General features: G+C 70.7%; 17 protein-coding genes. 7 read left to right on the top strand and 10 right to left on the bottom strand.

Features of this window, described 5'->3' with window-relative positions; genetic code table 11:
- Position 1: 1 nt before the first annotated feature.
- Genes cobU through hemC form a run of 6 tightly spaced genes read right to left on the bottom strand, consistent with a single transcriptional unit; the run spans position 2 to position 5137 of the window.
- Complete coding sequence (gene cobU, locus MTBSS4_RS19970) at positions 2-520, bottom strand: bifunctional adenosylcobinamide kinase/adenosylcobinamide-phosphate guanylyltransferase (protein ID WP_173985115.1); 519 nt, start codon at positions 518-520, stop codon at positions 2-4.
- Positions 517-1134 carry a c-type cytochrome gene (locus MTBSS4_RS19975; RefSeq protein ID WP_254432675.1) on the bottom strand — a complete coding sequence of 206 codons (618 nt, stop codon included), beginning with the start codon at positions 1132-1134 and terminating at the stop codon, positions 517-519. Before MTBSS4_RS19975 ends, cobU begins: the two co-directional genes overlap by 4 nt.
- Positions 1131-2408 carry a heme biosynthesis protein HemY gene (locus MTBSS4_RS19980; protein ID WP_173985116.1) on the bottom strand — a complete coding sequence of 426 codons (1278 nt, stop codon included), beginning with the start codon at positions 2406-2408 and terminating at the stop codon, positions 1131-1133. The genes MTBSS4_RS19975 and MTBSS4_RS19980 overlap by 4 nt, the downstream gene beginning before the upstream one ends.
- Positions 2405-3460 (bottom strand): COG4223 family protein, encoded by a 1056-nt coding sequence (locus MTBSS4_RS19985; RefSeq protein ID WP_173985117.1) that lies wholly within the window; start codon positions 3458-3460, stop codon positions 2405-2407. The genes MTBSS4_RS19980 and MTBSS4_RS19985 overlap by 4 nt, the downstream gene beginning before the upstream one ends.
- Entirely contained in the window at positions 3457-4143 is a 687-nt protein-coding gene (locus tag MTBSS4_RS19990; RefSeq protein WP_254432676.1) for a uroporphyrinogen-III synthase, read from the bottom strand. Before MTBSS4_RS19990 ends, MTBSS4_RS19985 begins: the two co-directional genes overlap by 4 nt.
- A 52-nt stretch (positions 4144-4195) precedes the next feature.
- On the bottom strand, positions 4196-5137 hold the full coding sequence (hemC, locus tag MTBSS4_RS19995) for a hydroxymethylbilane synthase (protein WP_173985119.1): 942 nt from the start codon (positions 5135-5137) through the stop codon (positions 4196-4198).
- Between the two features lie 234 nt (positions 5138-5371).
- Here hemC and tsaD point away from each other — a divergent pair, with 234 nt between their 5' ends.
- The 7 genes from tsaD (at position 5372) to MTBSS4_RS20030 (ending at position 13461) form a co-directional block, all read left to right on the top strand.
- Positions 5372-6427: a tRNA (adenosine(37)-N6)-threonylcarbamoyltransferase complex transferase subunit TsaD gene (gene tsaD, locus MTBSS4_RS20000; RefSeq protein ID WP_173985120.1), complete on the top strand. Its 1056-nt coding sequence runs from the start codon at positions 5372-5374 to the stop codon at positions 6425-6427.
- Positions 6424-6972, top strand: coding sequence for a transcription elongation factor GreB (greB, locus tag MTBSS4_RS20005; RefSeq protein ID WP_173985121.1), 549 nt, complete (start codon positions 6424-6426; stop codon positions 6970-6972). The genes tsaD and greB overlap by 4 nt, the downstream gene beginning before the upstream one ends.
- 162 nt (positions 6973-7134) lie before the next feature.
- Positions 7135-8139, top strand: coding sequence for a cytochrome-c peroxidase (locus MTBSS4_RS20010; protein WP_173985122.1), 1005 nt, complete (start codon positions 7135-7137; stop codon positions 8137-8139).
- A 146-nt stretch (positions 8140-8285) separates the two neighbouring features.
- Positions 8286-9701, top strand: a complete 1416-nt coding sequence (gene argH, locus MTBSS4_RS20015; protein WP_173985123.1) for an argininosuccinate lyase — start codon at positions 8286-8288, stop codon at positions 9699-9701.
- A 1-nt stretch (position 9702) separates the two neighbouring features.
- Entirely contained in the window at positions 9703-9864 is a 162-nt protein-coding gene (locus MTBSS4_RS20020; protein ID WP_173985124.1) for a lipoprotein, read from the top strand.
- Complete coding sequence (gene lysA / locus MTBSS4_RS20025) at positions 9861-11126, top strand: diaminopimelate decarboxylase (protein ID WP_173985125.1); 1266 nt, start codon at positions 9861-9863, stop codon at positions 11124-11126. Before MTBSS4_RS20020 ends, lysA begins: the two co-directional genes overlap by 4 nt.
- A gap of 1 nt (position 11127) precedes the next feature.
- Entirely contained in the window at positions 11128-13461 is a 2334-nt protein-coding gene (locus MTBSS4_RS20030) for a DUF4175 domain-containing protein (RefSeq protein WP_173985126.1), read from the top strand.
- 82 nt (positions 13462-13543) lie between these two features.
- Here the strand turns inward: MTBSS4_RS20030 and MTBSS4_RS20035 are convergent, their stop codons facing one another.
- The 4 genes from MTBSS4_RS20035 to MTBSS4_RS20050 all read right to left on the bottom strand — a co-directional run bounded on the left by MTBSS4_RS20035 (position 13544) and on the right by MTBSS4_RS20050 (position 17793).
- Positions 13544-15058 (bottom strand): YifB family Mg chelatase-like AAA ATPase, encoded by a 1515-nt coding sequence (locus tag MTBSS4_RS20035; protein ID WP_173985127.1) that lies wholly within the window; start codon positions 15056-15058, stop codon positions 13544-13546.
- A gap of 311 nt (positions 15059-15369) precedes the next feature.
- Positions 15370-16323, bottom strand: a complete 954-nt coding sequence (gshB, locus tag MTBSS4_RS20040) for a glutathione synthase (RefSeq protein WP_173985128.1) — start codon at positions 16321-16323, stop codon at positions 15370-15372.
- A gap of 20 nt (positions 16324-16343) precedes the next feature.
- Complete coding sequence (locus tag MTBSS4_RS20045; protein WP_254432677.1) at positions 16344-17180, bottom strand: SirB1 family protein; 837 nt, start codon at positions 17178-17180, stop codon at positions 16344-16346.
- 4 nt (positions 17181-17184) lie between these two features.
- Positions 17185-17793: a BON domain-containing protein gene (locus tag MTBSS4_RS20050; protein WP_254432678.1), complete on the bottom strand. Its 609-nt coding sequence runs from the start codon at positions 17791-17793 to the stop codon at positions 17185-17187.
- Between the last annotated feature and the right edge of the window lie 27 nt (positions 17794-17820).

Genomic DNA, 17820 nt, shown 5'->3' on the forward strand with positions numbered 1-17820 from the left:
CTTAATCTTCCTTGAGGACGAGCGGCAGGCCGGCGGCGACGAACACCACCTTGCGGCAGATGGCGGCGACGCGCTGGTTGACGCGGCCCTGGTGGTCGCGGAACTCGCGGGCGAGGCGGTTGTCGGGCACCAGCCCCAGCCCGACTTCGTTGGAGACCAGCACCACCGGTCCGGCGGGTTCGGCCAGGATCTCGCAAAGCTGACCCAGCGCCCGCTCGACGTCGCGGCCGGCCTGCATCAGGTTGGACAGCCACAGGGTCAGGCAATCCACCAGCACCGGCCGGTCGGGCCGCGCCACCCGTTCCAGGGTTTCCGCCAGTTCCAGCGGTTCTTCCAGGGTGCTCCAGGTGGGGCCGCGACGGCGGCGATGGCGGTCGATGCGTTCGGCCATCTCGCCGTCCAGCGCCTGACCGGTGGCGAGATAGAGGGCGGGACGGCCGTCCAGCAGCGCCTCGGCATGAACCGACTTGCCCGAACGGGCGCCACCCAGCACCAGGGTGGTCAAGGGCAGCGGCGTCACTGGACCGGTCCCTGAATCCGTTTCGTTTGCGACAGGAATTCGGCGATCCGCTCGACCTGATCGTCCCTCAGGGTTCGGACGTTGGCGACCATCAGCCGGGCGCGGCGGGTCGAGCGGATTTCATCGCGTATCGCCCGAATCTGCGCGGCCAGATAGTCGCGGCGCTGGCCGGCCAGCACCGGATAATCGGCCAGCGGCCTGGTTCCGGCCTCGCCGTGGCAGCCGATGCAGCCCTGTTCGTCGAACAGGATGGCGCCTTGCTCCAGTCGGGCGGCGTCGCCGGGCGGGGCCGGACCGGCCGGTGGCTGGACCGCCAGCCAGGTGGCGATGGCCTTGCGCTCGTCGGCGTTCACCTTGTCGATCACCGGCCGCATCGGCCTGGCCGCCGGGGCGTTGCGGGTGCCGTCGGCGATCTCGTTCATCTGGCGGATCATGTAGCCGGCGTTCTGGCCGGCGAGATGCGGGGTGGCGGCCAGGCCCTTGCGGCCGTCGGCGCCGTGGCAGGCGGGGCAGCCCTTGGCGGCGAACAGCGCCTTGCCGTCCAGCGGCGACGCCTGGGCGGTCCCGGCCGGAAGAAGGGCGGTCAGGGCCAGCAGCAGAACCGGAATCATCATCGCCACTCCATCCGTCCGGGGGCATGGCAGGCCGGACAGGCGACCGAGAAGGCCGGCGCGGTCCGGCCGCAGCCGCCGCAGGTCCAGGCCGGTCCGGTGCCGGCGTCGCCGGACCGGGCCAGCCAGGCCAGGGCGGCGGCCTCGTCCTTGCGCTCGTCGCGTTCCAACTGGGCCAGCAGGGCCAGCACATGGCGGGAGGGCTGCTGTTCCAGGGCCTTTTCCAGGTGGGTGCGGGCCTGTCCCCACAGCCGGGCGGCCAGCGCGGCCTCGGCCAGGGCGACATGGCCGCAGGCGGCGGCGGGATTGTCCTCGGCCAGAATCCGCATGCGCTTGACCCGGTCCAGGGGCGAATCGGCCTGACCCAGCGCCGCCCATTCGGCCGTCAGCAGCGGATGGGGGGCGACCCGGAAGGTCGAACGGATCAGGGATTCCGCCTTGCGCGGCTTGCCTTTGGCCCGATGGAGCCGGGCCGCCATCGCCACCGCCGGCACGAAGCTGGGCTCGGCATCCCTGGAATCCAGCGCCAGCGCCAGGGCGGCGGCGGCATCGCCGGATTTCTCGGCCGCCTCGGCGCGGGCGAACAGCACCAGGGCGCGGCGGTGGGCTAGCTCGGCGCTGGGAAGAACGGAATGGCGGCGGGCGATGCCCAGGGTCAGCTCGGCCTCGGCCAGCAGGCCGGCCTCCATCTGAAGATCGAACAGGACGCCGGCCAGCCCCTCGGCGCCGGGTTGCAGCGCCAGGGCGCGGGTGGCGTGGGCGCGGGCGGCATCGCGGTCGCCCTGTCTCAGGGCCAGGTCCATCAATCCCTTGAAGCCGAGATAGGCGGTCTCGGGCCGTTCGGTCATGGTCTCGTAACGGGCGCGCAAGGTGGCGGGGTCGCCGCTGATCTCGGCCGCCCGCACGGTCAGCAGGCCGGTCACCGCCTGATCCTTCAGCAGCTTGTCGGCCTTGCGGGCCAGCCGGGTCGCCTGCCGGGAATCGCCGGAGGCCACCGCCGCCAGGCCGTCCGACAGCGCCACATAGCCCTTGCGGGTCAGCCGCGTCCGCCGCGCCGCCAGCATCCGGCCGGGGCCGCCGACCACCAGCCGCAGCACCCGGCCCAGCAGCGACAGCAGCACGGTCAGAAGCGCGACGGTGGCCAGCAGCACCGGCACGGTGGTGTCCAGGCGCCAGCCTTGCCAGTGGATGGTGACCTCGCCGGGACGGTCGGCCAGCCAGACCGCGCCGGCCACCGCCAGGGCGGAAAGCAGCAGGAAGGCGAGTAGCCGCCTCATGGCCTGGCTCCCGCCAGGGCGACGGCCTGGGCCGCCATCTCGGACAGGGCCTTGTCGGCGGCCAGCCGGGCCTTGGCCTCGGCCAGCCATGACGAGGCCTGGGCGGCGGGACCCGGCGGCAGCGACCCGAGTTCGGAGACGGCGGCGGCAAGGTCGCCCCGGCCCAGCGCCGCCTGGGCGCGGGCCACCTGGGCGGCGGCGCTCTCGCCGGCGGCGTTGCCGTCCTCGCGTCGGACGGTGACCAGATTGAGCAGACGGTCCATGACCCGGCGCTGCCAGCCATCCTCGTCCGGCAGGATCTCGGCGCGGATCAGGCGGGGCGCCAGGGCGTCGAACCGGGCGGTCAGGGCGGGACGGGTGGCAAGCCCGGCCTCGGCCCGCTCGGCGATGGCATCGGCGGCGCCGGCCAGGGCGGCTTCGTCACCGGCCAGGACCTTGACGGCGCGCAGTTCCGCGTCGAAGGCGCGGCCGGCATTGACCGCTTCGCGCAACTGGCCCACCGCCAGCAGCAGGGCGGCGGCCGAGGACCGCCTGGCCTGAAGGTCGCGCAAGGATGCCTCCACCTGATCCAGCCGGTCGACCAGACGCAGCATGGTGGCGGAATCGGCGGCGGTCTTGCGCATCTCGGCCAATTGTTTCGATATGGAGTCGACATCGGCGGCCAGGGTGGCCGGGGCCGCCGGCTGGGCCTGGAGACCGCGCATGGCCTGTTCCAGGGCGGCAAGGCGGCTATCGTCGGCCGGCGCCGGCGCCGAACCGGAAACGGCCGGTTCCGGCCGGGCTTCCAGCTGGGCCAGGCGCCGGGTGACGGCCGACAGCTCGGTCCGCAGGCTTTCCGTCTCGACGCCGCCGCCGGGGGCGGGCAGCCCGGCCTGATCGCGCCACAGCGGGAAGGTGGCGGCGGCGGCCAGCGCCAGCAGGATTGGCACCGCCACCATGCCGAATCGGCTTGGCGGCCGGCTCGGCGGTTCGGCCGTTCCGGTTCCGGTCGCGGCCGGAACCGGCTCGACCGTCGCGGTGTCCACGGGCTCGGAATCGGGCTGTTGCGTCATGAGAGGGATTCCCGTGTGAGGTCAAGATCAAGCGCGGCCAGCAGGGCGGCCTGGGTGGGCTCGGCGGCCTGGCGCAGCCTTGCCCAGGGCAGCGGCGCCAATTGGGCGGAGACGTTGGCCGACAGGCCGTAGGCGGCCAGCCGGGCGATGCTGGATTCCAGCCCGGCGGCGGCGACCAGCCTAACAAAGGTGGCGGCGGTGCGGGGAGAGAAAAACAGCGCCAGATCGACGGCGCCGCCTTTCAGGGCGCGGTGGAGCTCGGCAGACAGCCGGGTGGCGGTCACCGCCCGGTACAGCACTTGCCGGCGAACCCGGTAGCCTTGCGCCTCCAGCAATCCGGCAAGGTCGCCGGCGGTGACGCTGCCGGCGGCGTGCAGCAGGACGCCGCCGGCGGGATCGACGCGGCGGGCCACCAGCCCGGCCAGGGTATCGACGTCGCCCCCGGCGCTTTCCACCCGGTCATAGCCCAGCGCCCGCGACACCGCGGCCGAGGAATCGCCCACCGCCCAGACCGGCAGCGAGCGGTCGGAGTGCAGCCGGGCCAGGGCGCGGATACCGTTGGCGCTGGTGACCAGGATGCCCTGGGCGCCGTCGGCCTCGACCCTTGCGCCTGGAACCGGCTCGATGTCGAGCAGCGGCTCGACCATCACGTCGAGGCCACGGGCCTCCAGGGCGCGGGCCACGCCTTCCGAATCCTCTCTCGGGCGGGTGACCAGGGCGCGCACGGACCCGGCCCTATTGCCTGAAGTCGAAGAAGCCCGGCCCGGCCCGGTCCAGCAGCTCGTTGGCGGCGTCAAGGCCCATGGCGGCGGCCTCGGCGCGGATGCCGTCGCGGCGGGTGGCGTGAATGACCGTGCCATCGGGGCTGATGATCAGGCCGCGCAGGCTCAGGCGGTCGCCGTCCAGCTCGGCCAGCGCCGCGATGGGGGTGCGGCACGACCCGTCCAGCCGGGCCAGCAGGGCGCGCTCGGCGATGACGCGGACCTGGGAGTCCGGGCAGTTGAGCGCGGCCAGATAACGCTGGGAGGTCTTGTCGTCGGTGCGGCAGGTGATGCCGATGGCGCCTTGCGCCACCGCCGGCAGCATGTCCTCGGTCTCGATGGCGCAGGTGACGTGCCGGTCGAGGCCGAGGCGGCGCAGGCCGGCCATGGCCAGCAAGGTGGCGTCGACCACCCCATCTTCCAGCTTGCGCAGCCGGGTCTGGACGTTGCCCCGGAAGTTCACCACCTTGAGATCAGGGCGCCGGTGCAGGATCTGGGCGCCGCGCCGCAGGCTGGCGCTGCCGATCACCGCGCCCTCGGGCAGATCGGCGATGCCTTTGGCGGTCAGGCTGATGAAGGCGTCGCGCACGTCCTCGCGCGGCAGGATGCAGGGCAGGTCGATGCCGTCGGGCAGCGCCGTCGGCACGTCCTTCATGGAATGGACGGCAAGGTGGATGCGGCCGGACAGCATGGCCTCGTCCAGTTCCTTGGTGAACAGGCCCTTGCCGCCGATCTCGGCCAGCGGACGGTCCTGCACCAGATCGCCGGTGGTCTTGATGACCTCGATCTCGATGGCGCCGTCCTCGGCCAGTTCCGGCCATGCGGCGGCAAGGCGGTCGCGGGTTTCGTGGGTCTGGGCCAGCGCCAGGGGCGAGCCGCGGGTGCCAATTCTGAGGATGGGATGTTTTGTGGTCATGATGAGGCTGTTGTAGTAAGTCGTGAGCGCCTCTGCAAAGGGATTTGAAAGAGGATGGCGATTGGGAGGCAAGATGGAGCGTAGCGACTGGCGCGTTGCCCTTAGGTCCGGGCGGGCCATGGCCCGCTGGAAGCGCCCGCCGCTCGTGCGGCGCGGCCAAGCGTGCGGATGCACGCGCCCGGCCATTAGGTCTCGCATCGGCAAAGCCGATGCTGAGGCGATTGAGGGGCAGGAATGCTGATTCTCGGCATCGAAACCAGCTGCGACGAAACCGCCGCCGCCATCGTCGACGGCGAGCGGACCATCCTGGCCGACGTAGTGCTGTCGCAACTGGACGAACACCGCCCGTTCGGCGGCATCGTGCCGGAAATCGCGGCGCGTTCGCACCTTCACCATATCGACCGGCTGGTGGCCGAGGCGATGGCGCGGGCCGGCATCGGCTTTGGCGATCTCGACGGGGTGGCGGCGACCGGCGGGCCGGGCCTGATCGGCGGCGTCATCGTCGGCGTCATGACCGGCAAGGCCCTGGCCCTGGCCGCCGGCAAGCCGTTCCTGGCGGTCAATCATCTGGAAGGCCATGCCCTGACGGCGCGGTTGACCCACGGCATCGACTTTCCCTATCTGCTGCTGCTGGCCTCGGGCGGGCATTGCCAGCTGCTGGCGGTGGAAGGAGTCGGGCGCTATACCCGGCTGGGCGCCACCATCGACGACGCCGCCGGCGAGGCCTTCGACAAGGCGGCCAAGATGATCGGTCTGGGCTATCCCGGCGGCCCGGCCCTGCAACGGGCCGCCGCCCTGGGCGACGAGACCCGCTTCGCCCTGCCGCGCCCCATGAAGGGCAAGCCCGGCTGCGATTTCAGCTTTTCCGGCCTCAAGAACGCGGTGCGGCTGCTGGTGGAACGCCTGCCCCGGCCGCTGGGCCAGCAGGATGCCGCCGACGTCGCCGCCGGCTTTCAGGCGGCGGTGGCCGAGTCGATCGCCGACCGCACACGGCGCGCCATCCGGGATTTTCAGGTCCGCTGGCCGGCCGGGCGGCATCTGGTGGTGGCCGGCGGCGTCGCCGCCAATACCCGCCTGCGCCAGTCCCTGATCCGGCTCGGCTCCGAAACGGGGCTTGAGTTCCTTGCCCCGCCGCTGGGGCTGTGCACCGACAACGCCGCCATGATCGCCTGGGCCGGCATCGAGCGGCTGCGCCTGGGCCTCGTCGACGGCCTCGACTTCGCGCCCCGGCCGCGCTGGCCGCTGGACCCCAATGCCCGCAAGCTGTCCGGGGCGGGAGTCAAAGCATGAGCAAGGCGTTCACGAAAGAGAGCGACGGCGACGAGGACGAAGACGCCCTGCCCAAGGGCCTGCCGCCCGGCGCCAAGAACTACATGCGGCCCCAGGGCTTCCAGGCGCTGAGGGATGAACTCGGCCAGCTGATGCGGGTGGAGCGGCCCAAGGTGGTGGAAATCGTCTCGTGGGCGGCCGGCAACGGCGACCGTTCGGAAAACGGCGATTACCTCTATGGCAAGAAGCGGCTGCGCGAGATCGACCGCCGCATCCGCTTTCTGACCAAGCGCCTGGAATCGGCCCATGTGGTCGATCCCGCCCGGCAGACGAACCGGAGTCAGGTGTTTTTCGGCGCCACCGTCACCTATGCCAATTCCCGCGACGAGGAAATCACCGTCACCATCGTCGGCGTCGACGAGGCCGACATGGACAAGGGCCTGATCAGCTGGGTCTCGCCCATCGCCCGCGCCCTGCTGAAGGCGACCGAGGGCGACAGTGTCGGAGTTCGCACTCCATCCGGTCTCGATATGATCGAGGTTATAGAAATTAGGTATGAGGCATAAGGCCTTATAGGATAGATTGTAGTTAGAATCACTCAAAAAGCTACTTGACGTTTATCAATATACCCCTAAAATCTTTGTGACTATGGGAGTCGCGGCAGGCGGAAGCATCGGCTCCGTCACGCTCTCGCCGGGGTCCCGGTCGATAGATGAAAGGGGAACACCATGCTGCTTCGCCACGTATTGTCCCTGGCCGCCGCCATGACCATGTCGGCCGGTCTGGCCTTGGCCGCGCCGGCCAAGGACGAACCGATTCAACCCATCGCGCCGGCCAAGGTGACCAATGCCGGCCTCGTCGAACTGGGCAAGAAGCTCTATTTCGACACCCGCCTGTCCAAGTCGGGCTTCATCTCGTGCAATTCCTGCCACAACCTGTCCATGGGCGGCACCGACAACCTCAAGACCTCCATCGGCCACAACTGGCAGAAGGGGCCGATCAACGCCCCGACCGTGCTGAATTCCAGCATGAACGTCGCCCAGTTCTGGGACGGCCGCGCCGTGGACCTGAAGGCCCAGGCCGGCGGCCCCATCGCCAATCCGGGCGAGATGGCCTTCACCCATGAACTGGCGGTCGACGTGTTGCAGTCGATTCCGGGCTATGTCGCGGAATTCAAGGCGGTGTTCGGCTCCGACAAGATCACCATCGACGGCGTCACCAAGGCCATCGCCGCCTTCGAGGAGACGCTGGTCACCCCCAATTCCCGCTTCGACAAGTGGCTGAAGGGCGACAACAAGGCGCTGACCAAGGACGAACTGGCCGGCTACGCGCTGTTCAAGGATTCGGGCTGCACCGCCTGCCACAACGGTCCGGCGGTGGGCGGCAATTCCTTCCAGAAGATGGGGGTGGTCGAGCCCTACAAGGCCACCAGCCCGGCCGAGGGCCGCGTCTCGGTCACCAAGGACGAGGCCGACCGCTTCAACTTCAAGGTGCCGACCCTGCGCAATGTCGAGCTGACCTATCCCTACTTCCACGACGGCGAGGCCGCCACCTTGAAGGACGCGGTCGACACCATGGGCCGGATTCAGCTGGGCAAGAGCTTCACCGCCGAGGAAAACGGCAAGATCGTCGCGTTCCTGAAGACCCTGACCGGCGACCAGCCCAGCTTCAAGCTGCCGCTTCTGCCGCCGTCGTCCGACGCCACCCCGCGCCCGACGCCGTTCGACAAGTAGCAACCGGCCGTCCGGTTGCCGAATCGGGAGCCGGTCCGTTGGGCCGGCTCCCTTGTTTCATGCGGGCGGCGATTTCGCCGCCGCTTCCGGGAAAGCGGCGAAGGGTGTAGGTTGACGCGGACTCCACCCTGACCGTCCGGGATTCCATGAGCGACACCTCCAAGACTTCCGCCGCCTCCGCCATGTGGGGCGGCCGCTTCGAAGGCGGACCCGCCGCCATCATGCAGCGGATCAACGCCTCCATCGATTTCGACAAGCGGCTGTACGCCCAGGACATCCGGGGGTCCAAGGCCCATTGCCGCATGCTGGTGCGCCAATCCATCCTGACGCCCGAGGACGGCGAGGCCATCATCGCCGGGCTGGACAAGGTTCTGGCCGAGATCGAGGCCGGCGACTTTCCCTTCAGCATGGCGCTGGAGGACATCCACATGAACGTGGAATCCCGCCTGGCCGAGCTGATCGGCGAGGCGGCCGGCCGGCTGCACACGGCGCGGTCGCGCAACGATCAGGTCGCCACCGATTTCCGCCTGTGGGTCAGGGACGCCATCGACGGCATGGACCGCGCCCTGAAGGGCCTGACCGAGGTGCTGCTGCGCCGCGCCGACGAGCACGCCGCCACGGTGATGCCGGGCTTCACCCATCTTCAGGCGGCCCAGCCGGTGACCTTTGGCCATCATCTGATGGCCTATGTGGAGATGGTCGGCCGCGACCGGTCCCGTCTTGCCGACGCCCGCGAACGGCTGAACGAATGCCCGCTGGGCTCGGCGGCGCTGGCCGGGACCTCGTTTCCCATCGACCGCCACGCCACCGCCGCCGAGCTGGGCTTCGAGCGGCCCATGCGCAATTCGCTGGATGGGGTGTCGGATCGCGACTTCGCCCTGGAATTCATGTCCGCCTGCGCCATCTGCGCCGTGCATCTGTCGCGGCTGGCCGAGGAACTGGTGATCTGGACCAGCGCCCAGTTCCGCTTCGTGCGCCTGTCGGACGCCTTCACCACCGGCTCGTCCATCATGCCGCAGAAGCGCAATCCCGACGCCGCCGAACTGGTGCGCGCCAAGACCGGCCGAGTGATCGGCGACCTGAACGCCCTGCTGATCGTCATGAAGGGGCTGCCGCTGGCCTATTCCAAGGACATGCAGGATGACAAGGAACCGGTGTTCGAGGCCGCCGACACCATGGAACTGGCCATCGCCGCCATGACCGGCATGGTCGGCGACATGACCGTCAACGCCGAGGTGCTGAAGGTCGCCGCCGGCGCCGGCTTCACCACCGCCACCGACATCGCCGACTGGTGCGTGCGGGCGCTGCGCATGCCGTTCCGCCGCGCCCACCACGTCGCCGGCTCGCTGGTCAAGCTGGCCGAGGACAAGGGAATCGGGCTGGAGGATCTGTCGCTGGCCGAGATGCAGGCCGTCGAGCCCGGCATCACCGAGGCGGCCCGCGCCGTGCTGGGCGTCGATTCGTCGGTGGCCAGCCGGGTCAGTTTCGGCGGCACCGCGCCGGAGCGGGTGCGCGAGGCCGTCGCCGCCGCCCGGGCGGCATTAAGCCGGGAGGAAGCCTGACATGCGCGCCCTGCTGAGCCTGGTCCTGGCCGCGACGCTGGCCCTGTCCGTCGCCGCCTGCGGCCGCAAGGGCAACCCCGAGGCGCCCGAGGGCAGCACCTATCCCCGCGACTATCCCTATACGCCCATGTCCCCCAGGGCCGAGACCGGCAGGAGCAAATGAACCACTTCCATTATATCGACGGCGAACTGCATGCTGAGGACGTCGCCATCGCCCGCATCGCCGAGGCGGTGGGAACGCCGTTCTATTGCTATTCCACCGCCACCCTGGAACGTCACTACGCCGTGTTCGCCGGGGCGCTGGGGGCGGCCGGGCTGGACGCCACCGTCTGCTTCGCCTGCAAGGCCAATCCCAACATCGCGGTGATCCATACCCTGGCCCGCCTGGGGGCGGGCGCCGACGTGGTCAGCGAGGGCGAATTGCGCCAAGCGCTGGCCGCCGGCGTGCCGCCGGAGCGCATTGTCTTTTCCGGAGTCGGCAAGACCCGGGCCGAGCTGGATTTCGCCGTCGCCACCGGCATTCTCCAGATCAACGTCGAATCCGAGCCCGAGCTTCGCATGCTGTCCGAGGTGGCGGCGGCCAGGGGCGTTCGCATGCCGGTTTCCATCCGGGTCAATCCCGACGTCGACGCCGGCACCCATGCCAAGATCACCACCGGCAAGAAAGAGAACAAGTTCGGCATCGAATGGAACCGTATCCGCGAGGTCTACAATCTCGCCGGGTCGCTGCCGGGGCTCGACGTGGTCGGCATCGCCTGCCACATCGGCTCGCAGCTGACCGAGATCGAGCCGTTCCGCCAGGCCTTCCTGCGGGTGCGCGACCTGGTCGACATGCTGCGCGCCGACGGCGTCGACATCCGCCGGCTCGACCTGGGCGGCGGCCTCGGCGTTCCCTACGACGACGAAACCCCGCCCAGCCCGACCGCCTATGCCGAGATCATGCGCGACACCCTGGGCGACCTCGGCTGCCGCGTCATCGTCGAGCCCGGCCGCCTGCTGGTGGGCAATGCCGGCATCCTGGTGTCGCGGGTCATCCATGTGAAGGAGGGGTCGACCCGCACCTTCCTGATCGTCGACGCCGCCATGAACGATCTGATGCGTCCGGCGCTGTACGACGCCCACCACGCCATCATTCCGGTTGCGGAACCGGGTCCGGGGACCGTCCTGGCCGCCGTGGACGTGGTCGGGCCGGTCTGCGAGACCGGCGACACCTTCGCCAGGCAGCGGCCGCTGCCGCCCATGGCGGCCGGCGATCTGCTGGCGTTCGGCACCGCCGGGGCCTATGGCGCCGCCATGTCGTCCACCTACAACACCCGGCCGCTGATTCCCGAGGTGCTGGTCAGGGGGGCTGAATTCAAGGTGGTGCGGGCGCGACCCAGCTTCGAGCAGATGCGGGCGCTGGAAAGCCTGCCCGACTGGTTCTGAGATGACCGGAACCGCCCTTTCCCGGCGGTTGCGTCTGACCCGGCTGGCGCTGTGGGGCGAAAGACTGGCGCCCCGGCTGACCGCCCTGGCATCGCTGGCGGCGGCGGCCGTGGCCGTGGCGCTGTTCGACGTGGCGCCGCTGCTGCCCGGCTGGCTGCACGCGCTGGCGCTGCTGGTCCTGGGGGGCGCCGCCATCGTTCTGGCGGTCGGCATGGTCCGGCTGCCGCCGCCGACCGGGGCCGAGGCCGCCCGCCGGCTGGAATCGGAATCCGGTATCTCGCACCGGCCGCTGGCGGTTCTGGACGATTCCCTCGCCGACGGCGATTCCGACCTGTGGGCCGCGCATCGGGCCCGGACCCGTGCCGCCCTCGACGGCCTGCGGCCGGGCTGGCCCCGCCCGGTGGTGGCGGCCAAGGACCCCTATGCCCTGCGCTTCGCCGCCCTGCTGCTGCTGGTGCTGGCCCTGGCCGGCGGCGCGGCCGACTGGCGCGGCCGGCTGCTTCGCGCCGTCACCCCGGCCCTGGCGCTGCCGGGGCTGGGTCCGGACGCCCTGGAGGCGTGGATCACGCCGCCGTCCTATACCGGACTGCCGCCCCAGACGCTACGCCCCGGCCAGGACAAGGCCAAGACGCTGGCGGTGGCCGAGGGCAGCGTGGTCAAGGCGGTGCTGGCCGGCGGGCTGGGCCGCGCCAGCCTGCGTATCGGCGATCTGTCGATACCGTTCCAGCAGGGCAATGACGGCGGCCAGCGGGTGGAAGCCGAGATTCGCCAGGGTTCCGAGCTGGTGGTGCGCCAGGGCTGGCGCGACGTCGGGTCGTGGCCGGTCGCCATCGTCCGCGATGCGCTGCCGTCCATCGCCTTCGCCGGCGAGGCGGTGGCGGACGAGCGCGGCCGCCTGCAAGTGGGGCTGGAGGCCTCCGACGATTACGGCCTCGTCCGCGCCAGGATCGAGATTCACGGGCCGGACGGCGACGTCTTGAACCGGGAGGTGATGGCCCCGGGTGGGCGCAAGAGCCTGTCGCTGTCCCACCGGCTGGACCTGGCCGCCCATGACTGGGCCGGCCGGCCGGTCCGCCTGGTTCCCCATGCCGAGGACGGGGCGGCCCAGGTCGCCGCCGGCCAATCCATCACCGTCACCCTGCCCGAGCGGGTGTTCCGCCATCCGGTGGCCCGCGCCCTGATCTCGTGGCGGCGTCAGGTCGGCGAGGCGCCGCGCCTGGGGCCGGAGGTGGCGGAACGGCTGCGCGGCCTGACCGACGATCCCGAATCGTTCGGGGGCGACCGGGTGGTGTTCCTGGCCCTGGCGCTGGCGCGCCGCATGCTGGCGGCGGAACGCTTCGACCGGGCCGAATTGCGCGACCTGCTGTGGAACGCCGCCACCCGGCTCGACGACGGCGGCCTGCCCGCCGCCGAGCGGGAGCTGGATCAGGCCCGCGACGATCTGGAACGCGCCATCGCCGAGGGGGCCTCGCCCGCCGCCCTGGCCGAACTGGTGGAACGCTACCGCCAGTCGCTGGCGGCGTGGCTGGACGTTCTGGCCCGATCGGGCGCGGAAACCGGCGAATTGGCCCCCGAAGACGCCGACGTCATCGATGGCGACGATCTGGCCGACATGGTGGATGCCCTGCGCGACATGGCGGAAGGCGGCGACCGCGACGCCCTGGCGCGGCGGCTGGGGGAGCTGTCGTCGCTGCTGGCGGAGTTGGGGCGGCCGCAATCGTCCGGGCCGGCGGACAGCGCCATCGCCAGGACGCTGCGCGAGGTGCGCGAGCTGGCGCGGCGCCAGCGCGAGCTGCTGGATCACAGTTTCCGCAAGTCCGGCCCGGTGGCGGAGGACGAAGACCCTTCGCCGCCGCCGGTCCGTCCCTCCGCCGCCGACAAGGCCGAGGCCCGCCGCGCCGCCAGGGCGCAGACGGATCTGGCCGAGGCGCTGAAGCGGCTTGGAGGCGAGGCCGGCGACCTGCTGCCGCCCGCCCTGGACGACGCCGGCCGGATGATGGCCGAGGCGGCCGACAGCCTGGACAAGGGCGACTGGCCGCTGGCGGCGGATTGGCAGGGCGAGGCGCTGCGGCTGCTGCGCGACGGCGCCGGCGAACTGGCGGACCGCATGGCGGCGGCTCGCGGCCAGGGCAGGGGCGGCCTGACCGTCGGCGACCCCCTGGGCCGGTCGCGCCAGGGGACCAGGCATCGCGACGACGGCTCGACCAAGGTGCCCGCCCAGGCCGAGACCCGCCGCGCCCGCGAGATTCTCGATGAGATCCGCCGCCGCGCCAACGACCCGGCCCGCCCGTCGCCGGAACTGGACTATCTGCGCCGGGTGCTGCGGCAGTATTGACCGGATAAGAGCGGGCAGGATGCCCGCGCTCCGGAGAGTGTCGCCTCCCATATCGGAGCGCGGGCTTCCAGCCCGCACCGCCCTATCCGTTCCGTCCCGGCATCAGCCGGCGATAGGACAAGGCTTCGGCCACATGGATGCGCCGCACCGCGTCCCGGCCATCGAGATCGGCCAGGGTGCGGGCCACCCGCAACACCCGGTGCCAGCCGCGCGCCGACAGCCGCATGCGCTCGGCCGCCTCGGTCAGCAATTGCCGGCCGGCGGCGTCGGGCGCGGCCACCTTCTGCAACAGCTCGCCATCGGCCTCGGCGTTGCTGCGCGGGCCGAGACCGGCATAGCGCTCGGCCTGGACGGCGCGGGCGGCGGCGACGCGGGCCGCTACCTCGGCCGATCCCTCGGCCGGCGGCGGCAGCGACAGGTCGGCGGCGGCGACCGCCGGCACCTCCATGTGCAGGTCGATACGGTCGAACAACGGACCGGAAATCCGCGACTGATACTCCTGGCCGCATTTTGGCGCCTTGGCGCAGGCCAGGGCGGCGTCGCCCAGATGGCCGCAGCGGCAGGGATTCATCGCCGCCACCAGCTGAACGCGGGCGGGATAGCTGACATGGGCGTTGGCGCGGGCCACCACGGCGCGGCCCGATTCCAGCGGCTGGCGCAGCGCTTCCAGGGCGCCGCGCTGGAATTCGGGCAATTCGTCCAGGAACAGCACGCCGTTATGGGCCAGCGACACCTCGCCCGGCCGTGCCCGCATGCCGCCGCCCACCAGCGACGGCACCGAGGCGGAATGATGGGGGTCGCGGAACGGCCGCTGGCGCAGCAGCTTGCCGCCGGCCAGTTGCCCGGCCACTGAATGGATCATGCTGACCTCCAGCGCTTCGGCGGGGCCGAGCGGCGGCAGCAGGCCGGGCAGGCGGGCGGCCAGCATGGACTTGCCCGAACCGGGCGGCCCCATCATCAGCAGGTTGTGGGCGCCGGCGGCGGCCACCTCCAGCGCCCGCTTGGCGCTTTCCTGGCCCTTGATGTCCCTGAGATCGAGCGGGCTGGCGTCGTCCTCGGCGATCTGGGGGGTGGGGGCGCCCAGCACCTGCGAGCCCTTGAAATGATTGATCAGCGCCAGTAGGGTGGCCGGGGCCAGCACCTCGATGCCGCCGGCCCAGGCGGCCTCGCCGCCCTGCGCCGCCGGGCAGATCAGTCCCCTGTCGGCGGCCCGGGCGGCGATGGCGGCCGGCAGCACCCCCGCCACGGCGGCGATGGAGCCGTCCAGGCCCAGTTCGCCCAGGCTGACATAGCCCTCGATCTCGTCGGCCGGCAGTACCCCCATGCCGGCCAGCAATCCCAGCGCGATGGGCAGGTCGAAATGGCTGCCCTCCTTCAGCAGGTCGGCGGGCGCCAGGTTGACGGTGATTCGTTTCGGCGGCAGGGCGAGGCCGATGGAATTGAAGGCGGCCCGCACCCGTTCCCGGCTTTCCCCCACCGCCTTGTCGGGCAGGCCGACGATGGTGAAGGCCGGCAGACCAGCGGCCACCTGGACCTGGACGTCGATGTCCAGGCAATCGATGCCGGCAAAGGCGATTGTGGGGGCGTGGGTGGTCATGCTGCCCTGCCCTCGATGCGAAGAACCACCCCGACCCCCTCCCCCATTGGCTGCGGCGATGATAGCGGCTGAGGACGGGCGGCGCCACGAAGAGTTCGGGAACTCCCGGCGATGACGGTTCCCCGGCGCATGCCGGGAGGGAATTACAGGAAAAGAATCCGGCCATTCTGCTGCGGCCAACCCAACTGCGGTGACAGTTGGGCATCAACCACGTTTGAAGTTAAGGGCGGCGGCGGCCCTCAACTTCATTTGAAGTTTGATGGCGCGGCCAACTGCAATTGTTGTTCGCAGCCATGATAAATCGTTTTTTATCAGGCGGTTGTCGCGTCCCGGCGCGCCTCGATGGCGTCCCAGATCAGGCCCTCGATGCAAACGCCGTCGAACCGGTCGATCTGCTGAATGCCGGTGGGCGAGGTCACGTTGATCTCGGTCAGATAGTCGCCGATGACGTCGATGCCGACGAAGATCAGGCCGCGATCCCGCAGGGTCGGGCCGATGGCGGCGCAGATCTCGCGTTCGCGGGCGGTCAGTTCGCTCTTGCGGGCGGTGCCGCCCACATGCAGGTTCGAGCGGGCCTCGCCCTCGGCCGGCACCCGGTTGACCGCTCCCACCGCGACGCCGTCCACCAGGATGATGCGCTTGTCGCCCATCCGGACCTCGGGCAGGTAGCGCTGCACCATCACCGGCTCGCGATAGAGCTGGGTGAACATCTCCAGCAGCGAGTTCAGGTTCTCGTCGCCCGGCGTGATGTGGAACACGCCGGTGCCGCCGTTGCCGAACAGCGGCTTGACGATGATGTCCTTGTGCTCGTCGCGGAAATCCAGGATCTGGTCGCGGTCCGAGGTGATCAGGGTCGGCGGCATCAGCCCGCCGAAATGGGTCACCAGCAGCTTTTCCGGGGCGTTCCTGACATGGGTGGGGTCGTTGACCACCAGGGTCCGGGGGTGGATGTGGTCCAGCAGGTGGGTGGCGGTGATGTAGGCCATGTCGAAGGGCGGGTCCTGGCGCATCAGCACCACGTCCATGGCGGCGAGGTCGACCAGCCGGGATTCGCCCAGGGTGAAGTGGTCGCCCGCGACGCGGCGCACGCTCAGCGGCCGGACGCGGGCCAGCACGCGGCCGTCGCGCAGCGCCATGTGGCGCGGCAGGTAGTGGAACAGGGCGTGGCCGCGCCTTTGGGCCTCCAGCGCCAGGGCGAAGGTGGAATCGGCATCGATGTCGATGCCCTCCATGGGGTCCATCTGGATGGCGACGGCAAGGCTCATGGGGTGCGTCCTTCTTTCGGTCAGGTCAGGTGGCCCTTGATCTCGGCCAGCAGCGCCAGGGTGCGGGCGCGGGCCTGGGCGTTGGTGGTCCGGGCGACGAACTGTTCCAGCGCCGCCACGGCGCCGGGATGGTCGTCGAGGCGCATGTGCATCAGGCCGGCCTCGCGCCACAGGGCCGTCTCGCCTGGGGCCAGCAGCAAGGTGGCCTCCACCACCGCCAGCGCCAGGTCGACCCGGCCGCAGCGCAGCAGGCGCAGCTTGGTGTCGGTCTGAAGGCGGACGACCATGTCGCGGTTGCCCATGGCGGCGTAATGGGCCGGCTCCAACTCCGCCTCCAGGCCGAGGCCGGCCTTGAGCAGGGCGCGCATGGCCGGCGGGTCCAGGGCGGCGCTGCCGGCGCAGGGGTCCAGGATCGCCCGCCGGCCGCAATCGTCTTCCAGGCGCAGCAGGAAGCGGACGGGAAAGGCCAGTCCCTCGGCCGCCAGCCCGGCGCCGCGCGCCGCATCCAGCGCCACCAGCCCGACCGCGTCGGCGACGCCTCGGCGGCGGTCGATCACATCCATCAGATTGGTGTTGGAGACGTCCTCGTCGTCGCGGTCGTCGCCGCGATAGCGGTGCCGGCGGCCGAACACCTCCATCAGCGCGCCGGCCAGCCGTTCCACGTCGCCGCCGTCGCCGATCGCGGCGCGGATCTCGGCGGACAGTTCGGCCAGATAGCTCAGATAGGCCGCGACCGGCTTGTGCGGCCGTCCCAGCCCCGCCACCAGCAGGGCGGCTTCCGCCGGGCGGATATCGCGGTCGTCGGCCCGTCCCAGTTCCGCCAGCCTCAGCCGTGCCGCGGCGGTGGTTTCGCTCACCGCGTCATCCGCCATGCCGCCGGGGATCGGACTTGAGCCGGATGTGATTGACCACCCGCTTGATGCCGCCGATGTCGCGGGCATGGGCGACCACCCTGTCCATCTCGGCCTGGTCCTGGGCGATGCCCAGCAGATAGACGACCGAATCGGTCACGTCGACGATGTAGTTGATGTTCTTGACCTCGGAATCGGTCAGCAGCCGGGCCTTCAGCTTCTGCTGCGTCCACAGGTCGCCGGCCTGGTCGAGGGCCGGGGCGCCGGCGGGGCGAACCAGGATTTCGTTCAGCACCTCCCTGACGCCGCCGACCTGCCAGCTCAGCCTCACGGCGTCGGCGCGGGCCTGGTCGCTGCTGACCACGCCGGTCAGCATGACCCGGCCCTCGCTGATGTTCAGGGTGACCTGCCGGTACATGTCGACGTCGCGGTCGAACCACAGGCGGTTGATCTCCACCCGGATCTTGGTGTCGTCCAGGGCGCCTTCCAGGCCGCGCTCCTCGGCGGCGGCGACGCCGGCGGTGGCTCCCGCTCCGATCACGGTGGCGGCGCAGCCGGACACGGCCCCGCCCAGCAGGGCGACCATCATCACTTTCAGCAGCGGTCGAACGCGGATCACGTCGGGGGTCCTCCTCGAATTGATTGG

The organism is Magnetospirillum sp. SS-4 (assembly GCF_902729425.1).
Classification (GTDB): domain Bacteria; phylum Pseudomonadota; class Alphaproteobacteria; order Rhodospirillales; family Magnetospirillaceae; genus Phaeospirillum.